Consider the following 19,532-nt stretch of genomic DNA (forward strand, 5'->3'; position numbering starts at 1 on the left):
TTCTCTAAATTTCACTCAACAATATATCCAACACCAACCCTAGTGGTAATAAAATTTTCAAGTCCTGAAGAATCTAATTTCTTTCGTAATCTATTAACATTAACTGTCAGTGTATTTTCATCAATAAAAGATTCTGTTTTCCATAATCTTTCCATAATTTTTTCTCTACTTACAACCTTACCCTTATTCTCCATAAGACATAAAAGAATTCTATATTCATTTTTTGTAAGAGCTATCTTATTATTATTAAACGTAAGCGTATCATCCTCCATATTCAAAAATGCACCTCTGTGCTCCAACACCGAAACACTCTGTATAAAATCATAGGCTCTACGTAACATAGCCTGTACCTTTGCCACCAACACATTCATATCAAAAGGTTTAGCTATAAAATCATCTGCCCCCATATTCATTGCCATTACAATATTCATGTTATCAGACGCAGAGGATATAAATATAATCGGAATATTTGAAATTTTTCGAATTTCCCTACACCAATGATATCCATCGAAAAATGGAAGAGAAATATCAAGCAAAACAATATGTGGATTATAAGATTTAAAATCAGTAAGAACCATCCTAAAATCCTCTATAACATATAAATCCAAATCCCACATCTTCATTTTCTCTTTAATTGCCTCAGCAATTCTAAAATCATCTTCAACAATTAACAATCTATACATTTTACATACCATTCCCCACCAAAAATTTTCACATAAAATGATATTAACTTTAAAAATAAAAACACCGTAACTGAAAATCAATTACGGCATTTTTTGGCGCACCTAGCAGGGTTCGAACCTGCGACCTTTGGATTCGAAGTCCAACACTCTATCCAGCTGAGCTATAGATGCAAAGTATAAGTAATTATACTAAAAATATCTTACCAAATTCAATACATTACAATCATAAAAAATTTAATTTTATATTTCCTCAAAATCTATAAGTGGTATTATGTTAATTAAAGGCTCATCATATGGATGAATATTTTTTATTTTCTCAATCACCATTTTTAAATCTTCTTTATTACAAATGGCTTCAACTTTATTTTCGAGGACCTCACAAAGTTTATTTTCAAATCCTAAATATGGATTTGATCCTTCAAGAGGTCTAAACACCCCTTTAACCTCAGATACACAAACACAATTATCATAATTTCCAACCTTACCGACTCCTGTAGAATTTAAAAGTTCACGTATCTTATCTGTAAAATTGTATGGTATATATACCTCAATTTTAAATCTTTTAAACTGCATAAAAACTCCTTAACACCTTCAAAAGAAAACCATTATAAAACTGTTTTCTTAAATTTGTATTTATTTTACCGGATATTGTTGAGCATTGACCACATTTCGTCTGCTGTGTTTATCCCCTTCGTTGCCATTTGGTATGCTCTTTGTGCAAGAATCATCTCGGTCATCTCTTGTGCAACATCAACATTTGACATTTCAAGATGTCCCTGATAAAAATCTGATTGCACTTGAAACATTATAACATTTTCTCCAGAAGGAACAAAGCTATTCTCTCCCTTAGATATCAAATCTCCATTACCAACCGCATCATAAAGATTTATCTTACAAATCCATTTACCATCAGATGTTGAAACCAATCCATTCTTATCTACAATCATATTTTTTGCTGAAAGTCCTGTGTTCATCGAATCTACTCCGTCAAAATAAGAAACCTCAACCAAATTTCCATTTTTATCAGTAATCCTTCCAAATGTATCAACATTCATAGCTCCACTTCTAGTATAAGACACTTGTCCATTGCCATCAGTTATTTTAAAAAATCCATTACCATCTATAGCAATATCTGTATTAATTCCAGTTGGCTGAAGTGATCCTTGAGATTTATTTCTTCCAATACCTGTTAATTTAACTCCGTTTCCAATCGATGAATTTAATTCTGTTACTGGTACTCCCTTTATATTTAAATCTTTGTGAAACAAGCTCGAAAATGAACTATCAATTTTTTTATAACCGTGAGTATTTATATTTACCATATTATTAGAAATTATATCTAGCTTCTGTTGCTGTGCTATCATTCCACTTTTACTATTGTTAAGGATATAAAACATATTTTACACCTCCTACTTAAATAATTTTAAATTAAACTTTCCCAATATCATTTGCAGAAATACGTAAACTTTCATCCAAATATCCAAGTATCTTCATAGTACTTTCAAAACTTCTAAGAGTATTTGTTAAATTTACCATTTCAATCGCTGGATCAACTTCAGAAACTTCAATATTATTATTACGAACCTTCGAAGTTAATATCTCCGTTACTCCATCTCCTTTATATAAATTGTTCCCAACTTTTTCTATAGTTTGCTTATCTTGAAAATCTGAAATCCTAATTCTATAATAAGCTTGATTATCTACAATTAAATTGTTATATCCATCCACAGAAATATTCGTTGCAAGTCCAACATTAATTGGTTCATAATTTCCATTTCTTAAATTCACTCCCATAACCGAAGCTCCTGTTGAAGTTTTTAAATTCCCAATTTCATCAAGAACAAAAGATCCATCTCTGGTATAATACTCTTGACCTCCTTGAATAACTGTAAAAAATCCATCTCCAATAAGAGCAAAATCTGTAAATTTATCCGTTTGTTTTAAACTTCCTTGATCAAATTTCGTTCTAGTAGAATCTATCTTTGATCCAATAGACATTCCTCCCAAATTTTTAAAACTGCTAAATCCATTATCTTTGTTAGCCATCATAACTTTATCAAACTGAGAAATAATTAAATCATCAGGCTTAAATCCAGGTGTACTTATATTGGTTAGATTATTTGTTATGACAGCTTGCTTAGCTTCAAGACTTACAAGTCCAGAAATAGCTGTATACATTCCTCTAATCATAGTCTTACCTCATTAACTATCATTATTTTGTTTTTGGATGTTATCCAAAGATGCCTTAATTTCCTCAATCTCTTTTTGAATTTCAAAAATTGTTTCTCCTATTTCATGTCTAAATGAAATTAAATCAGACTTTGTGACATTATCTCCAAAATCTGATTTATTTATTAATTCTGCAAATTTGCCTTTATTTTTTTGATTATTCATAATCTTTTCTATAACAAAACAACAAACTATTAATCCAAATGACAAAAATATTAACACTAGGTCTTTCCCCTCCTAATAGGATTACTAATTATAAATTCGTTTGTCATAATAATATTTTTCCATAATAGTTTTCAAATTTTTAAGAGCCCTATTATGAATTTGACACACTCTAGACTCTGATACTTTTAATATTTTTCCAATTTCTTTAAGAGTCATACACTTTATATAATAATAGTAAATAACTTTTTTATCTTTTTCTCTCAAGCTATCTATTGCTTGTCCTAAATATTCAACAACTTCTTTATCTTCAAGAGCACTCTCAGGGTTTGGACTATTTGTATCTTTTATTGTGTTTATAAGAGAAATATTATCATCATCCGAAAATATCATGTTCTCCAAAGACACTTTCGATACATAGTTAACATAATTTTCAATAGTACCTACCTCACCAACAGAAAGATCAAGGTAATTTGCTATATCCAAAACCCCGGGCTCTCTCATCAAAGTATTTCTAAGCACTTCTACTGCTTTGTTATACTTATTTAACTTGTCCGCAATTCCCTTAGATACAGGACTATTTTTTCTTATCTCATCAATCATAGCTCCCTTAATTCTAATAGAAGCATAAGTTGAAAATTTCATTCCCTTACTTTTGTCAAACTTACTAATTGCGTCCATTAATCCAATCATTCCATATCCTACTAAATCATCAAATTCCATATATTTTGATTTTCCCGTTATCACCTTAGATGCTATATACATAACAATAGGGATATAATTTTCAACAACTATATCATCATTATCTATCTTTTTAATGCTTGTACTCATTTCAGATTCATCATTGTAGTCATTTTGTTTTTTACTGTCCTCAACCTTAGTAACATCTGCTATCATAATAAATTTCCTCCTAAGTTCTCCAATCATTCCCCCATTTTGAAAATTTTTAGTCTAAAACATTAATAATAAAATCCAAAAAATTAGAATTCTTACTTCCATATTCGTTAATCGTATTTAAATAAATTTTTTCAGCTATTTTATAAAGCTCTATATTCAAAAATTTTTTATCTATCAAATCCAGTATTTTAAACTTTACACCACATTTTTTTGTGATAATATCTGTAAGATTTTCAAAATAATTTTTCCAATCTAAATCTTGCGTATAATCTATCAAAATAATCTGAACTTCTTGTCCACTTAATTTTCCATAACCAATTTTTTCAGTGATTCTATTTAAACTGTCCTCTGTATTATTTGCTAAAATCAAAATATTATCACTAATTTTTGAAATTTTAGAATAAACTTGTTCAAAGATGTCCGTAGCATCTAAAAGGATGAGATCTAAATTTTTAAATTGTTGTTCACTCATAAATCCACCAATTTTTAAAATTTCTTGATTATATTTACTTTTAAAAATATTATCTGAAAAAATATTTCTACCGATTAATTTATTTGTCTCACCTTCAACAAATTTAATACATTTATCTTCATGATTTTCATCATTAAAATCCCTAAATATCACACTTTCCTTGCTCCGTGATATACTTTTACTAATTACATCTAATAAAGCTTCATTATCATTGTCTGTACAATTTATAAACCCTATAACCTGCAAAGTCTTTTGAAGAGCACTAGCGCTCCTCAAAAGACTTACAAGTGAGCTTGCTTGACTTCCAATCATAACTCTCTTATTCTCCTAAAATCATATCTAAAATTTCCTCTTTATTTGGTTGCTTAATATCTAGCGGAACATCTTGACCAACTGTAACAAAACTTATTGGCAAAGATGTTTTATAACAAATATTTACAAACATACCAAAACTATTTGTTTCATCTAACTTTGTTACTATAACATTTTTAAATTTGATGCCTTTAAATGAATTTATAAATCCGTCTAAATCTTGCTGTTTCATTCCGGCACTAACAACAAGTGTCACTTCGTCTGATTGAATAGATTGAACAAACATATTAAGTTCATTTAAATGTATAATATTTTTGTTACTTCTTCCTATCGTATCTACTAAAACAACTTCACACGATTTCATATAATCAAAAACATTTCTTATATCCTCAAGAGTCGTAACATATTTGTACGGTATATTCATAATGTCTGCGTACATTTTCAATTGTTCAACAGCTCCAACTCTAAACGTGTCTATCGTAACTAATCCTACACTCTTGTTTAAATTTAGAGAAAGCATACCCGCAAGTTTTGCAATAGTTGTTGTTTTCCCAGAACCCGTTGGTCCAACTACTACTACTTTGCTTGAAATATTAGAGTCATAAATCTTAATTATGTTTGAAAAAATTCCCCTTAAATATTTTTTGACTGCCGATTTATTCATAAGCTCATCTTTTGTTAATGTACAGCTTGCTCTAATTTCATCACAAAGATCTTTGCATATATCTTGGCTATACAAAATTTCATCTAAATAACTTGGTGATGGTTTAGAAGTCGCAATTTCTCCTACAATATTTTTAATCTCATGTATTTCTTTCTTCAATTCATCAAGTGTACAGTTTTTATTATCTCCAATATTACTTTGTTTTATTAAATCAGCGTAATTATTTATTGCTTCATTTTGATTTTCATTGATTTGGTTTTGATTCGTAATGTTATTAATCTTAGATACCTCATAATTTGAATCTAAATTGAAATCCATGATAGATGAATTAGATTTCATATTGTAATTTTCTAACCTGTTCTTACTTTCCATATTAAATGGATTAATGTTAGCATTTTGATTAACATATGCTGATCCATCTTTGATTTGATTTGAAAACATATTTTCTGAAAAACCATTAAGTTCTTTGTGTTTCTCCTCGAACAATTTATTGTAATAACTCATAGATTGACTTTGTTCTTGGGGTTTATAAATATTTGATTGAAAAGAACTTGTCAAAGGTACATTCATATTTGTATTTTTAAAATTCGTTGCATTGTTTAATCCATTTATATCAGTCTGTGATTGTGCTTGATTAGAAGCTACCGAATTAAAATTGGCACTATTATCAAACTCATCCCCAGGTAATAATCTATTTTCATTAGTATTTGTAGGATTTACAACTCCTACCGTAACTTCCAACTTTTTATTTGTAAAAAGTCCTTTTATACCTGGTTGTCTGACTTGCTTTTTACTTATTATGTAAGCATCATCACCAAGCTCATGTTTAATACAAAATAAAGCCTCATTTATGTCATCTACTAAATACTTTCTAATTATCATCTATCTCTACCATCCTACTATTTATTATTTGTACATCGGGTACGATTTCATTTAAGGAAATAATAAACAAATCCCCAAACACTAATTCCGTAAATCTTTTAAACGCTGGCCTAATTCGTGGTGAAACAAGAATAATAGGCTGACTATAATTAAATTGAACTCTCTTAATTGCATAACTTATTGCTTCAAACACCTTTCTTGATAAGTTTGGTTCTAATGCAATAAAACTTCCTTGTGTTGACTTTTGAATACTATTTGTTAAAAGTTCTTCGAGTTTTGGACTCAGAGTAACAACAACAATTTTTTTCTCCTCATCGACAAACATGTTTGAAATAACTCTACTAAGAGCAAATCTCACATGCTCTGTCAAAACCTCAACATCTTTTACAATTCTTGAATTATCAGCAAGACTCTCAAAAATTGTTACAAGATCCTTAATAGGAATTCTTTCCTTAAGAAGATTTTGTAAAACTTTTTGGACATCTCCAATACTCATAAGATCTGGTACGAGTTCTTCCACAACAGTTGGATACTTCTCTTTTAGCGTATCTACAATTTCTTTTGTTTCTTGTCGTCCAATAAGTTCAAAAGCCTTAATCTTTATCATCTCAGTTATATGAGTAACAATTATTGTCGTCGGATCAACAACCGTAAATCCTAAAAGTTCAGCCTCTTCTCTTTGAGATTTTTCTATCCACTTCGCATCGAGTCCAAATGTTGGATCTTTTGTCATAAGCCCCTGTATACCATCAAGTTCTTCATTAGAAGTTGAAATAGCCATTAACATATTGGGAATAACTTCTACTTTAACCACTATTGTGCCCCAAATTTTTAGCACATATTCATTACTCTTAAGTTGCAAATTATCTCTAATCCTTATTGGTTTCAAAATCAGTCCAAGCTCAATTGCAATTTGTCTTCTTATTGATGCTATTCTGCTTAAAAGATCTCCTCCATTTCTTTCATCTGCTAAAGGAATAAGACCATATCCAATTTCAAGTTCAATAGGCTCAATCAATATAAGCTTATTTACATTTTCAGGTTCTGATTTAACTTGTTCTGCGTTCTCAACGTCTTGCTTTAAATTTTCTTCTTGTAAATCTTTTCCAGACTTATCTCCACTTTTTAAAATTAAAAATCCTCCCAAACCAGTCATAACTGCTAAAGCTAAAAACGGAATGGTTGGAAGCCCTGGAATTATTGCAAGAATTCCAAGTATTCCTGCAGATGTCAAAAGCACAATTGGAAACGATGAAAATTGTTCCGAAATCGCACGACTTAAACTTTTTCCATCTCCTGATCTAGTTACAATTACACCAGAAGCAGTTGAAATTAAAAGAGCTGGTATTTGTGAAACCAATCCATCCCCTACAGTTAACCTCACATATGTAGACGCTGCTTCTCCAACTTCCATTCCCATCATCATTGTTCCTATAACTATACCCGCAATGATATTAATCAAAGTTACAATTATCCCTGCTATAGCATCACCTTTAACAAACTTCGAGGCACCATCCATTGATCCATAAAAATCTGCCTCAAGTTGAAGATTCCTTCTCCTTCTTTTCGCTTCCTCTTCAGATATAATTCCAGAGTTTAAATCAGCATCAATACTCATTTGTTTCCCTGGCATAGCATCGAGCGTAAATCTTGCTGAAACTTCTGATACACGGCCAGAACCGTTTGTTATAACAAGAAATTGAATTATAACAATGATCAAAAAAATAATTACTCCTACTACATAATTCCCTCCGATAACAAACTCTCCAAATGCTTTTATGATACTTCCACCATCAGCCTTAGAAAGAATAAGCCTAGTTGAAGACACGTTTAATGCAAGCCTAAAAAGAGTAGTAACAAGCAAAATAGTCGGAAATATTGAAAACTCTAAAACTTCTGTAGAAAATATAGTAATCAACAATATCATTACAGAGATTGTTATATTAACAGCAATAAGCATATCTAAAATAAAAGGTGGCATTGGAATAATAATCATAAGTACAATGCAAATTATCCCAGCTGCCACACCAATATCTATTAAATCCTTTTTATTTAATCCCAGGGCTTTTGTATTTTCCAATCAAACAACACCCCTCTCTTACTAATACTTTTTACTTTTGTTATTAAGTTTAAATATGTACGTCAAAATATCTGCCACTGATTTATATATCTCTTGTGGTATCTCCGCTTCTAGCTCAACATTCTTATAAATAAATCTCGCAAGTTGTTTATCTTCAACAATAGGAACATTATTTTCTTGAGCAAGTTCCTTTATCCTATAAGCAACATGATTTATTCCCTTCGCCATAAGTTTAGGGGCCATATCCTCCCCCTGTTTATACCGAAGTGCTACAGCTATATGAGTCGGGTTTGTTATTATAACAGAAGAATTTTTAACATTAGACATCATATTTTGCATAATTATTTGTTTACCCTTTTGCCTAATTTGAGATTTTACCTGTTGATCTCCTTCCATTTGTTTAAATTCTTCTTTAACTTCTTGCTTAGTCATTTTAAGTTTTTTATTATAACGAAATTTCTCAATCATAAAATCAACTGCACCTATTGCCGCAACTACTCCAAAAATTTTTGTAAATATAGAAATAAATAAAGGTACAACAAATGAAAAAGATTGATTTGTTTTGAAGTTTCCAAGCCTTAAAAACGTTTCCATATTATCAATGATAAATTGATAAGAAAAATAACAAAGTACTATGACAATAATGAAATCTCTAAATAAATCAAACAATGATTTAATACTAAAAATGTTTTTAATTGTATTTAATGGATTAAAATCTTTAAAGTTTGGTTTTAAAAGTTTTGGCGTAATCAAAAATCCTGTTTGGATTATGTTTGATATAACAGAAAGTCCTATAAAAATAATTCCAGGTATAAGCACAACAATTAAAATCTTCGGCAAAACAAATTTAAAAATATCAACGACATCATATCCACCATAATTATAAGCAATCCCATCTCCAAGGAAATATGACATTATCTTTTGGAGTTCCCCCAAAATAAATTTTCCAAGTATAATGACTAAAACAACTCCAAGAATAGAAATTGCTGAAACCAAAAATGTAGATTTGGCAATATTACCTTCCTCTTTTGCCTTCTTCTTTTTATGTGGCGTTGCCTCTTCCGTCTTATCATCTGAAAATACAAATATCACTGGAGCAAATGAAAACACTTTAAAAATTAGATTATTAAAATCCACATAGATATCCATAAATCTTGTAAATATAATTTTTACCGATATAATCAAAAGTGATATTGTCACTGCTATCTTAAATGGAAAACTCACAACTATCATGTTTATCTTCGGAATTATCTTAGATATTATCCCTAAGATAATGTCGACAAAAATCAAAATTATAATAATAGGGATTATTATCATAAATGATGCTCTAAAAATTGTAAGCATTGCAAAAATAAAACTATTTAAAAAATCTGAAGAAATATTTAAATCTCCAATTCCTATCTTTTCATAGCTAAATATAAACGCCCGTATAAAATAATGGTGACCATTAAAAATTATAAATACGCTAAGCGAAATCCAATAAAAAATCTTCTCTATCACACTTGAATTATTATTTGTCATCGGATCAAATATTTGTGCTGAAGAAAATCCACCTTGGGAATCCAAAACAGATCCAATTCCACTAAAAAGTTGAAAAAGTAAATTAACAAAAATCCCAATCAACAACCCTATTAGCGTTTCTGATAAAATTAAAAATATGTACTGTTCATTTCCATAAAGTTTTATATCAACATTTTGATAAATAATAGGAAACAACATAAATGCAAATGCTACAGAAAACATAATCTTAAATACATTGCTTATACCTTTTGGAAAAAAAACTTGAGATATAACGATAAACGCACTAACTCGTATGATTATTAATAGAAGAATTTTATAATCGATTTCAAAATTCAATTAAACTCACCTAACCAGTTGTAATTTTTTGAACTATATTAAACATCTCATTCGTAAATTTAACCATCTGTTTAATCACAAAAGGCGCCATCATAAGTCCCATAAGCGATAATATTAAAACTTTAGGAACAAAAGTTAAGCTCTGATCATTTAAATGTGTAATAGCTTGAATTATGCTTATAGCTATTCCAATTATCATAGTAATCAACAAAAATGGAATTGATATTTTGAATCCTGTAACCAACGCTTTTCTTATTACTGAAATTGCCAAATTTTGACTCATCAAACACCTCCAAAGCTCATAAATAATGATTTAATTACAAGTCTCCAACCATCTACAAGTACAATGAGAAGTATTTTAAACGGAAGTGATATTATCGCAGGTGAAACCATCATCATCCCCATAGCCATAAGTATACTAGCAACAACCATGTCAATTATCAAAAATGGAATAAATATCAAAAATCCAATTTGGAATGATGTCTTAAGTTCACTGAGTGCAAAAGATGACATAAGAGTTGTAATAGGAACATTTTCTGATGTAACTTCTCCCTCATATTTTGAAAGCTCTAAAAATAATTCCAAATCATCTTTCCTCGTTTGCTTAAACATAAATTCCTTAATAGGAATAACTCCCCTATCATATGCTTCCTTACCACTAATATCCTTATTCATGTAAGGAACAATCGCATCATTATTAATCTTTTCTCCAATTGGCATCATTATAAAGAAAGTCAGTATTATCGAAAGTCCAACCAAAACCATACTAGGTATTGCATTCTGAAGTCCTGAAGCATTTTTCAAAAAAGCAAACGTTATAACTATTCTTGTGAAACTCGTTGTCATTATTATCAACATAGGCAAAAAAGTAAGTAGCGTGAAAAATATAAAAAGCTCAACATTTTTACTAATAAACCCTTCGTTGCTATCTGAAAAAATCCCCAACGCACTCACCTTAAAATCAATAAGTACAATCGCTAAAACAACTAACATACATACTCTATAGAAAGCCTTCTTCATAAAATAACTACCTTCCTTCTGAAAATGCACTCTTCCTCTTTTTCATACACTCCAAAACTCTACTCTCATCTAAATGTTCGATAAGATTAACTCCCCCATGACTTGAAGAACACAAATAATATTTATCCATAACTTTTATAATCAAAATATAATTATCTTTTGAAACACAAGCTCTTGAGATAACCTTTATAAATATATTTTGATTTTGCATACCCTTAAAATTCAATTTTATATAAACGATCATAAGAATTACTAAAATTAAAATTAACGCAAACACATTCATAACACTACTCATCTTAATATTTAATTCACTAACAAGTTTGTAAAATAAACAGATAATAATACTTCAGATTCAAGAATTGAATTAACAGCATTTTTAATCTCAAGTTTAATTGCTTCAATTCCTTCACTGGTTTCAACTTCGCTTAACGATTTATTTTTGAATATCGTTATGATCGTATCTTTTATTTTATAAATGTTTGAATTTATACTCTCGAGTGCTTTCTTATTTTTTGAATCGTAAGTCATTGCTAGTGATGCCTTTACATATTTTTTGTTAGAAGGATCTTTTATATTAACTACAATATCATCTAACTGCATAACTTCCTCAACTATCTTCTTAGGCTCATCACTATTATTGTTCATTTTGGAAATTATAAAAAACCCAGCTACTCCCCCAATGACAATTACTAAAAGTAAAACAATTACAATTATAATTACTCCTTTACCCGACTTCTTCTTTTCTTCACTTGCCATAAAATCACCCTTCTACTTTATTCAAAATCAAAATATTAACTCTTCTATTTTTAGCCTTATTCTCAGCAGTATCATTAAGTGCAATAGGTCTAAACTCTCCATAGCCTTGGGCAGATATACGTACTGGATTGACATTCGCAGACTCGACTAAAAATCTAGTAACAACAACCGATCTTGCCGTTGATAACTCCCAGTTACTCGCAAACATATATGTATTAATTGGAACATTGTCCGTGTGACCTTCAATAATTATCTGGTTATCAATTTCATTTAAAACATCTGCGATATCTCTTAATATATGTTTACTTTCCCCCTTCAGGTCAGCTCTTCCCGATTGAAAAAGCAATGAGTCAACAACCACAACAGAAACCCCTCTTTCAACTACTTCAACTGAAATAAAATCTTCAAGTCCCTTTTCATTAATTAAATTATTTAATATATCAACCAAAGAATCTTGAGTTTTCTCTTCTTCCTGTTCTTTATCTACATTATTAAATATATCTTCCCCAACTCCCTCGTTAGTAATGGGGTTATTCCCTCCACCGTTAAATATATTATTGAAAGCCTGAGTAAGCTGAGCTTCTTTCTTTGCATCTACAGTCGACATTGAAAACAACAATATGAAAAACACCATAAGTAAAGTCATCGCATCAGAGAATGTAACCATCCACTCAGGAGCTCCACCACCTTGTTCTTCCTCTTTCTTCTTTCCCATAAATTTTTCATCCCCAAACGAATTAATTATTTATTTGACTTTATATTCTCCTCGAGCTTAATCTTTTCACTTTCCTCTAAATATGTACTTAAAATTTCTTGTATCATTTTAGGAGTATATCCAGATCTAACACATCTTATAGCTTTATACTCAAGCATAATAAAATCCATAACTTTTCCTGCATTAAGAGAAATTTTATCTGCAAGAGGTAACATTATTAAATTCGCAGCAATCGCACCATAAAGAGTTGTTATGAGTGCGGTAGCCATACCGGCAACAAGTTTGTTAATATCTTCCATATTTCCAAGAAGTTGAATAAGTCCAATAAGCGTTCCTATCATTCCAAAAGCCGGCGCATACGCTCCCCACTGTTTAAAGAACTTAATTCCTTGCTTCATTCTTTCTTCATAATTTTCCATTTCGCTTTCCAAAATATTTACTATAGCATCTTCCTCAGCTCCATCAACAATTAGTTTAATTCCTTGTTTTAAAAAGGCATCATCCATGTTCTCAATCTCACCTTCTAAAGATAACATTCCTTCTTTTCTTGCTTTTTTAGAAAGATTTATTATTTGAACAATAAAAGCAATTTTATCTCTGTTCGTATCCCTAAGTACAACATTCATATAAGATCCTATAGCCTTTATTTCATTCATTGAAAAACTAACTAATAAGGCAGCAAACGAACCAACTATAACGATTACAAATGACTTAACATCAACAAATGCCATGAGTGAGGTTCCGGGCCCTAGCATACCATAGAGTAGCATGACAATACCAACTACAATCCCAATAATACTTAAATTATCTTTTTTCATTGTGTTCACTTCCTCAAAATCTAATTATTTGTATCTTTTATTATTCTTCTAAACGTTCATTATAATTCAACTTACAACAATGGAATTATTTCCAATATTATTAAAAAAGAAAGTACATACATAACGTATGTACTTTAATTAATTTTTGAAAATTTCATAAAATTTATTTCTCTAAAGAACTTAAACATTTATTGTAGAATTCTTTCATTTCCTTATCAAATCTAACGATCTTAAAATCTTTTTTTGTTACACAAACAATAGTAACAAATGCTCTAGTCTTTTCCTCATTCTTATCATTAAATATCCTTTGTTCATAGATCATCTTAACCTTTGATAATTTATGTATAGATGTTTCTACATGAATATTTTCATCATAACGGGCTGGACTCATAAACTTTATATCCATTTCATAAACAGGAAATAAAAATCCTTTCCGCTCAAAGTCCATCATATTAAATCCACTATCTTTTATGAAATTTGTTCTCCCAATCTCCATCCAAATTAAATAATTCGAATGATAAACAACACCCATTTGATCTGTTTCAGAATATCTAACTTCTATATCCTTTATCGACTTCAAACTATTTACCCCCAAAAAATTATTTCAATATACCAACCCTCTTCAAAATAATATCAACATTTTTCATATAATAATCAATACTAAAACATTCTTCAACTTCAAGAAGAGTTAAGTATTTCAAAATTTCTGAATCATTAATTAGCATTTCTTTAAATTCCAACTTGTTTGTAAAACAATTCATCGCCAAAGATTGAACAATGTCATAAGCCTCTTCTCTCGACAATCCTTTATTTATTAAACTATTCATAACCCTTTGCGAAAAAATAATTCCATAAGTTTTATTTATATTTTCAAGCATATTATCTTCAAATACAACCAAGTTCTCCAAAATATTTTTCATTCTATTGAGCATATAATCAATTAAAATCGTAGCATCAGGAAGTATTATTCTCTCTGCACTCGAATGCGAAATATCCCTTTCATGCCAGAGTGAAATATTTTCAAAAGATGTAACCGTATAACCTCTTAGAACACGGGCACACCCTGCTATATTTTCACTAGAAATTGGATTTCTTTTATGTGGCATAGCACTCGATCCTTTTTGTCCTTTTACAAATCTTTCTTCAACTTCACGAACTTCCGTTCTTTGAAGATGTCTTATCTCTACTCCAATTTTTTCAAGAGTCGATCCAATTAAAGATATAGTTGACATATAAAAAGCATGTCTATCTCTTTGAAGAGTTTGAGTTGATATACTTGATGAATTAATTCCAAGTTTATTGCAAACATAATCTTGTATAAATGGATCAATGTTTGAATAATTCCCAACAGCACCACTTATTTTACCAACCTCAACATCTCGTGATGATAATTTAAACCTCTCCAAATTTCTCATCATCTCATCGTACCATAGAGCAAATTTCAAACCAAATGAAGTTATGTCAGCATGAATTCCATGAGTTCTACCTATACAGGGTACTTTTTTATATTCAATAGCTTTTTCTCTTAAAACATCAAGTATTTCTTCTATATCCCTAAGTATAATTTCATTTGCTTGCTTTAAAATATATCCATATGCCGTATCAACAACATCAGTGCTTGTAAGGCCATAATGAATCCACTTCTTCTCTTCTCCTAAAGATTCACTAAGTGCTCTTGTAAAAGCAACAACATCATGTCTTGTTTCTCTTTCAAGCTCAAGCATTCTATGCACATCAACTTTACAATTTTCCCAAAGCTTTTTAACATCATCTTTAGGTATAACCCCAAGCTCACTAAAAGCTTTACTAGATAACAATTCAACTTTTAACCAAGAATTAAATTTATTTTCATCACTCCATACATTGGTCATTTCTTTCCGTGAATATCTCTTAATCATACTACTTTAACCCTACACTTCTCTGCACTACTACATTGTGCAGCTTCAATAATTTTCATAACATCAATAGCCTCTTCTGGTTTTACAAATAATTCTCCACCATCATTTATAGCATGATAAATATTGTCATAATATTTCCCATAATCACCTATCTCTGTTACTATCTTCTCTTCCAAAAATTCATTTTCACTGACTCTACAAAGAGTTCCAAAATATTTTTCTTCATCAACTCCCAAATCTGATTCCCAAGGTCGCATTCCCGAAATCAGTCTACCCTCTTGCAAATCTTTTCCGTATTTTATAAAACTTCCTTTTGTTCCATGAATTGCAAAATGAGGTCCAGACATCGCAACAACTTCACCAGATGATAACACAACTTTTTTATCTTTATAATATAAATACACTTGGAAATTATCAATTCCAGAAGACTCATTACGTTGTTTTCTTAAATCGGCATAAACCTCATTTGGCATCCCAAATATATTGTAAGCTTGATCAATCAAATGAACTCCAATATCATATAAAAGATCTATCCCTTTTCCACCATCAACCTTCCATTGTTTCTTATTCTTGCCAGTTACAAATCGATCAAAATGGCATTCATAATCCAAAACTTCACCAATCATATTTTCATTTATTATTTTTTTGACAGTAAGAAAATCTCCATCAAATCTCCTATTTTGATAAACAGAAAATACAACATTCTCACGCTTAGATATTTCACATAATTCCATTACTTCTTTGCTCGTTGATGCAACAGGTTTTTCTACCACAACATGCTTACCAGCCTGCATAGCTTTCAATGACATTTCAAAATGACAAGGATTCGGCGTTGAAATTACAACAAGATCAATATCAGATGTCAAAAGTTCATCAAAACTTCTAACCACCTCAACTTCTGGATACTCTTTCTTAGAATTAGTCGAGGTTCTCTCATAAACTTTTTTAAGATTAAACCTACTATCTGCATGAAGAAATGGAGCTTGAAAAATTTTCCCCGATAAACCGAATCCCGCAAGTCCCACGCATATCATATTGTTATTAATTTTTTCCACACTACTCTGCCTCACATTCCTACAAAATTTTAAACCATATAACAATTTTAACTAAAATTAAACTTAAATTCTATATATTCTGTTATACTCAATATGTAGACAATTTTTATTTAATTTTTAAGTTGGGAGTTATTTATATGAATTCACTGATTGTTGTTGGAACAGGATGGGGAGATGAAGGTAAAGGTAAGCTTACAGATTATCTCTCAAGTAAATTTGACGTTTGTGTTAGATATCAAGGAGGAAACAATGCAGGACATACAATAAAATTTAATAACAAACATTTCGCTCTTAATTTAATACCATCTGGTATTTTCAATTCTACTACAATGAACATATTATCAAATGGTATGGTAATAGATCTCAAAGTTCTTATTAAAGAATTGAATTCTCTAATTTCTCAAGGTATAAATTGTGAAAATCTTTATATATCAAATCGAGCACACATAATATTTCCATATCATATTGCACTTGATGAAATATTTGAAAATCTAAAAGGAGATAAAAAAGTTGGGACAACCAAACGAGGAATTGGACCTTGTTATGTTGACAAATATATGAGAATAGGAATAAGATTTGGAGATTTACTAAATAAAAATTCCTTTTATGAGAAGCTTTCTTTAAATGTCGACTATGCAAATAAACTTCTATCACTATTTGGAAATACTACTTTTGATAAAGATGAAATCTTCAATGAATACATGTCTTACATAAATATTATAAAAACAAAAATAATAGATAGTTCTGTATTTATAACAAACGCTTTAAATGAAAACAAGAAAGTAATATTTGAAGGTGCTCAAGGTATAATGCTTTGTTTAGATCACGGAACTTATCCATATGTTACCAGTTCATCACCTTCAGCATCATCTGTTGCTCTTAATTGTGGAATAGCTCCTCAATACATTCAAAAAGTTTTAGGAATAACCAAAGCCTACTCAACTCGTGTAGGTGAAGGAACACTCCCGACAGAAATTTTTTGTGAAATTTCAAAAAAGATACGTAAAATTGGAAATGAATATGGAACTACAACTGGAAGGAAAAGAAGAATTGGATGGCTCGATACTGTGATCTTAAAACATGGAAAAAGAATTTCTGGAATTACAGATTTAGCGATAACTCTACTAGACGTTTTAACAGGATTTGAAAAATTAAAAATCTGCATAGCTTACGAGCTAGATGGAAAAACAATAGATTTTATTCCATCAAGCATAGAAGAATTCTCTAGATGCAAACCTATATATATAGAGTTAGATGGATGGAGCGAAGATATAACACAAATTAAATCATTTAACGACTTGCCTGATAATGCTAAAAAATATATAAAAACAATTGAAAACATTACTAAAATTAAAATTTCAATTATATCCGTTGGTCCAGATAGAAATCAAACTATAGAAATATAAATTTAATACTGAATAACTTTTAATCCTAAGGGACAAGATAATAATAGTGCCATTTAAAGTTATAAGAATTAAATTTTATGTAGTGTTTTTAAAAACATCTTTATTTAATATAAAATTTAAGCACGTTGATTATATATTTAAACTGCATCTTATATTTTAAATGGCTGTATTAATTTTTTGTTGACTTTATACAAAATTAATATAATAATATCTCCATAAGGAGGAGGTTATTATGTCAAAATCTGCTATTTTCTTTCTTAGAAGATTATCATTTGCAATAATTTTCTTTTTACTTGGTTGCCTTTTAGGATATATCTAATCATCTAGTTCTACATCATCAAGAACTGGAAGTTCTTCTAATTTCTCAATCCCAAATTGCTTTAAAAAATTATCAGTCGTTCCATATAGAATTGGTCGACCTATGGCTTCAAGTCTACCGGATTCTTTTATAAGATCCTTATCTAAAAGAGTTTGTATTGCTTTATCACTTCGCACACCTCTTATCTCTTCAATCTCAACTCTCGTTACAGGTTGTTTATACGAAATTATAGATAATGTTTCTATAGCCGCTTGAGATAGAGATTGTCGTTGATTAGTTTTCAATAACCTAACTATGTATTTTTCATTCTCAGGTTTTGTCCCAAATTGGTATTTACCATCTATATTAAATACTTTTAATCCTCTATCAGAATTTTTATATAGAAGTTCAAATTCATCCATAAGAGATTTTACAAAGTCTTCCTTCTCTTCAAGAACATCGCTTATATCCTTCAAAGAAATCGGATCACCATATACAAATAACAATGATTCTATAACAGAGAAAAAATTATCTCTAACTGCTGTATCCAAAATAAACCTATCATTCATCTTCACTTTCTCCATATTCCAAGCTATTTTTTTCAAGTATAATGTCTGTAAATTTACCTACTTGTATAATTTTAAAATAATTTTGCTTAACAAGCTCAAGTATTGCAATAAAAATAATAATTATCTCAACCTTATCAACACACGGCTTAACTATTTCATTAAATCTCAAAACAGATTCTGATGTATTTTTTAAGTCTTTTATCTTATCATCAACCCTGAACTTATCCAAATAAATATTAGTTTGTATTGGATTTGAATCATTCTGTTTTTCTATATAAGAATTAATCAATTTCTTATACTTATCATAGAAATATAAAATATCAATATCTTTAAATATTTGATTTAAATCAATTGCCTCTTCTTTAGGCTGATCAATTATTTCTGGCTTTTTAAAATATGTATTACCCTGACCTTTATATTTAGATAGCAATACCTCTGATACTTTTTTAAATTTTTTATACTCTATGAGCCTATCAAACAATAAATTTTCTGATGTTTCTTCCTCTTGTTCTTCAACTTTATTTAATTTTTCTGGAATAAGTTTTCGAGATTTTATTTCAATAAGTGTAGCCGCCATAACAATAAATTCTGACGCAATATCAAGGTCAAATTCTTTCATTTTATCTATGTACTCTATATATTGAATGGTTATATCATAGATATTTATATTGTAAATACTCATTTTATTTTTTGTAATAAGATGAAGTAGCAGATCAAATGGTCCTTCAAAATTTTCAATTTTTATATCCATTACTTAAT

The 19,532-nt window shown here is 29.7% G+C and carries 22 protein-coding genes and 1 tRNA gene; 1 reads left to right on the top strand and 22 read right to left on the bottom strand.

Translation table 11 applies throughout. The annotated features are described in order from the left end of the window. Positions 1–11: 11 nt before the first annotated feature. The 20 genes from RATSFB_RS05045 to RATSFB_RS05140 form a co-directional block, all read right to left on the bottom strand. A complete protein-coding gene (locus RATSFB_RS05045; RefSeq protein WP_014094966.1) occupies positions 12–683 on the bottom strand; it encodes a response regulator transcription factor in 672 nt (223 codons plus the stop codon). Between the two features lie 94 nt (positions 684–777). Further along, positions 778–854, bottom strand: a tRNA-Arg gene (locus RATSFB_RS05050). Positions 855–923: 69 nt separating this feature from the next. Continuing rightward, on the bottom strand, positions 924–1,256 hold the full coding sequence (locus RATSFB_RS05055) for a cytochrome c biogenesis protein (RefSeq protein ID WP_014094967.1): 333 nt from the start codon (positions 1,254–1,256) through the stop codon (positions 924–926). 65 nt (positions 1,257–1,321) lie between these two features. Beyond that, positions 1,322–2,080, bottom strand: a complete 759-nt coding sequence (locus tag RATSFB_RS05060) for a flagellar hook-basal body complex protein (RefSeq protein ID WP_014094968.1) — start codon at positions 2,078–2,080, stop codon at positions 1,322–1,324. A 31-nt stretch (positions 2,081–2,111) separates the two neighbouring features. Continuing rightward, positions 2,112–2,873 carry a flagellar hook-basal body complex protein gene (locus RATSFB_RS05065; RefSeq protein ID WP_014094969.1) on the bottom strand — a complete coding sequence of 254 codons (762 nt, stop codon included), beginning with the start codon at positions 2,871–2,873 and terminating at the stop codon, positions 2,112–2,114. 12 nt (positions 2,874–2,885) lie between these two features. Then, entirely contained in the window at positions 2,886–3,134 is a 249-nt protein-coding gene (locus RATSFB_RS05070; RefSeq protein WP_044035570.1) for a hypothetical protein, read from the bottom strand. Between the two features lie 27 nt (positions 3,135–3,161). Then, the gene (locus RATSFB_RS05075) at positions 3,162–3,971 is read right to left on the bottom strand and encodes a sigma-70 family RNA polymerase sigma factor (RefSeq protein WP_014094970.1); all 810 of its coding nucleotides are present in this window, start codon (positions 3,969–3,971) and stop codon (positions 3,162–3,164) included. 49 nt (positions 3,972–4,020) lie between these two features. After that, positions 4,021–4,755 (bottom strand): hypothetical protein, encoded by a 735-nt coding sequence (locus RATSFB_RS05080; protein ID WP_014094971.1) that lies wholly within the window; start codon positions 4,753–4,755, stop codon positions 4,021–4,023. A 7-nt stretch (positions 4,756–4,762) separates the two neighbouring features. Next, positions 4,763–6,301 carry a flagellar biosynthesis protein FlhF gene (gene flhF / locus RATSFB_RS05085; protein ID WP_014094972.1) on the bottom strand — a complete coding sequence of 513 codons (1,539 nt, stop codon included), beginning with the start codon at positions 6,299–6,301 and terminating at the stop codon, positions 4,763–4,765. Then, on the bottom strand, positions 6,291–8,381 hold the full coding sequence (flhA, locus tag RATSFB_RS05090) for a flagellar biosynthesis protein FlhA (protein ID WP_014094973.1): 2,091 nt from the start codon (positions 8,379–8,381) through the stop codon (positions 6,291–6,293). Before flhA ends, flhF begins: the two co-directional genes overlap by 11 nt. 21 nt (positions 8,382–8,402) lie before the next feature. Continuing rightward, the gene (locus RATSFB_RS05095; RefSeq protein ID WP_014094974.1) at positions 8,403–10,238 is read right to left on the bottom strand and encodes an EscU/YscU/HrcU family type III secretion system export apparatus switch protein; all 1,836 of its coding nucleotides are present in this window, start codon (positions 10,236–10,238) and stop codon (positions 8,403–8,405) included. A 10-nt stretch (positions 10,239–10,248) separates the two neighbouring features. Next, a complete protein-coding gene (locus RATSFB_RS05100) occupies positions 10,249–10,521 on the bottom strand; it encodes a flagellar biosynthetic protein FliQ (protein WP_014094975.1) in 273 nt (90 codons plus the stop codon). Beyond that, complete coding sequence (gene fliP, locus RATSFB_RS05105) at positions 10,521–11,258, bottom strand: flagellar type III secretion system pore protein FliP (RefSeq protein ID WP_014094976.1); 738 nt, start codon at positions 11,256–11,258, stop codon at positions 10,521–10,523. Before fliP ends, RATSFB_RS05100 begins: the two co-directional genes overlap by 1 nt. 7 nt (positions 11,259–11,265) lie before the next feature. Next, on the bottom strand, positions 11,266–11,541 hold the full coding sequence (locus RATSFB_RS05110; protein ID WP_044035571.1) for a flagellar biosynthetic protein FliO: 276 nt from the start codon (positions 11,539–11,541) through the stop codon (positions 11,266–11,268). A 20-nt stretch (positions 11,542–11,561) separates the two neighbouring features. After that, the gene (locus RATSFB_RS05115) at positions 11,562–12,014 is read right to left on the bottom strand and encodes a flagellar basal body-associated FliL family protein (protein WP_014094978.1); all 453 of its coding nucleotides are present in this window, start codon (positions 12,012–12,014) and stop codon (positions 11,562–11,564) included. Positions 12,015–12,018: 4 nt separating this feature from the next. Continuing rightward, positions 12,019–12,729, bottom strand: a complete 711-nt coding sequence (locus RATSFB_RS05120) for an OmpA/MotB family protein (RefSeq protein ID WP_014094979.1) — start codon at positions 12,727–12,729, stop codon at positions 12,019–12,021. A gap of 26 nt (positions 12,730–12,755) precedes the next feature. Continuing rightward, complete coding sequence (locus RATSFB_RS05125) at positions 12,756–13,547, bottom strand: motility protein A (RefSeq protein WP_014094980.1); 792 nt, start codon at positions 13,545–13,547, stop codon at positions 12,756–12,758. 163 nt (positions 13,548–13,710) lie between these two features. Beyond that, on the bottom strand, positions 13,711–14,127 hold the full coding sequence (locus tag RATSFB_RS05130) for an acyl-CoA thioesterase (protein WP_044035572.1): 417 nt from the start codon (positions 14,125–14,127) through the stop codon (positions 13,711–13,713). Between the two features lie 19 nt (positions 14,128–14,146). Then, positions 14,147–15,445: an adenylosuccinate lyase gene (gene purB, locus RATSFB_RS05135; RefSeq protein WP_014094982.1), complete on the bottom strand. Its 1,299-nt coding sequence runs from the start codon at positions 15,443–15,445 to the stop codon at positions 14,147–14,149. Beyond that, positions 15,442–16,500 (bottom strand): Gfo/Idh/MocA family oxidoreductase, encoded by a 1,059-nt coding sequence (locus tag RATSFB_RS05140; protein WP_044035573.1) that lies wholly within the window; start codon positions 16,498–16,500, stop codon positions 15,442–15,444. The genes purB and RATSFB_RS05140 overlap by 4 nt, the downstream gene beginning before the upstream one ends. 137 nt (positions 16,501–16,637) lie before the next feature. On the opposite strand from RATSFB_RS05140, the gene RATSFB_RS05145 reads away from it, so the two are divergent. Then, positions 16,638–17,906, top strand: a complete 1,269-nt coding sequence (locus RATSFB_RS05145; RefSeq protein WP_014094984.1) for an adenylosuccinate synthase — start codon at positions 16,638–16,640, stop codon at positions 17,904–17,906. 315 nt (positions 17,907–18,221) lie between these two features. Here RATSFB_RS05145 and scpB read toward each other — a convergent pair whose 3' ends face one another. Next, on the bottom strand, positions 18,222–18,773 hold the full coding sequence (scpB, locus tag RATSFB_RS05150) for an SMC-Scp complex subunit ScpB (RefSeq protein WP_014094985.1): 552 nt from the start codon (positions 18,771–18,773) through the stop codon (positions 18,222–18,224). Then, positions 18,766–19,524, bottom strand: coding sequence for a segregation/condensation protein A (locus RATSFB_RS05155; RefSeq protein WP_014094986.1), 759 nt, complete (start codon positions 19,522–19,524; stop codon positions 18,766–18,768). The genes scpB and RATSFB_RS05155 overlap by 8 nt, the downstream gene beginning before the upstream one ends. Between the last annotated feature and the right edge of the window lie 8 nt (positions 19,525–19,532).

Origin of the sequence: Candidatus Arthromitus sp. SFB-rat-Yit, from assembly GCF_000283555.1 — a bacterium.
Classification (GTDB): domain Bacteria; phylum Bacillota; class Clostridia; order Clostridiales; family Clostridiaceae; genus Dwaynesavagella.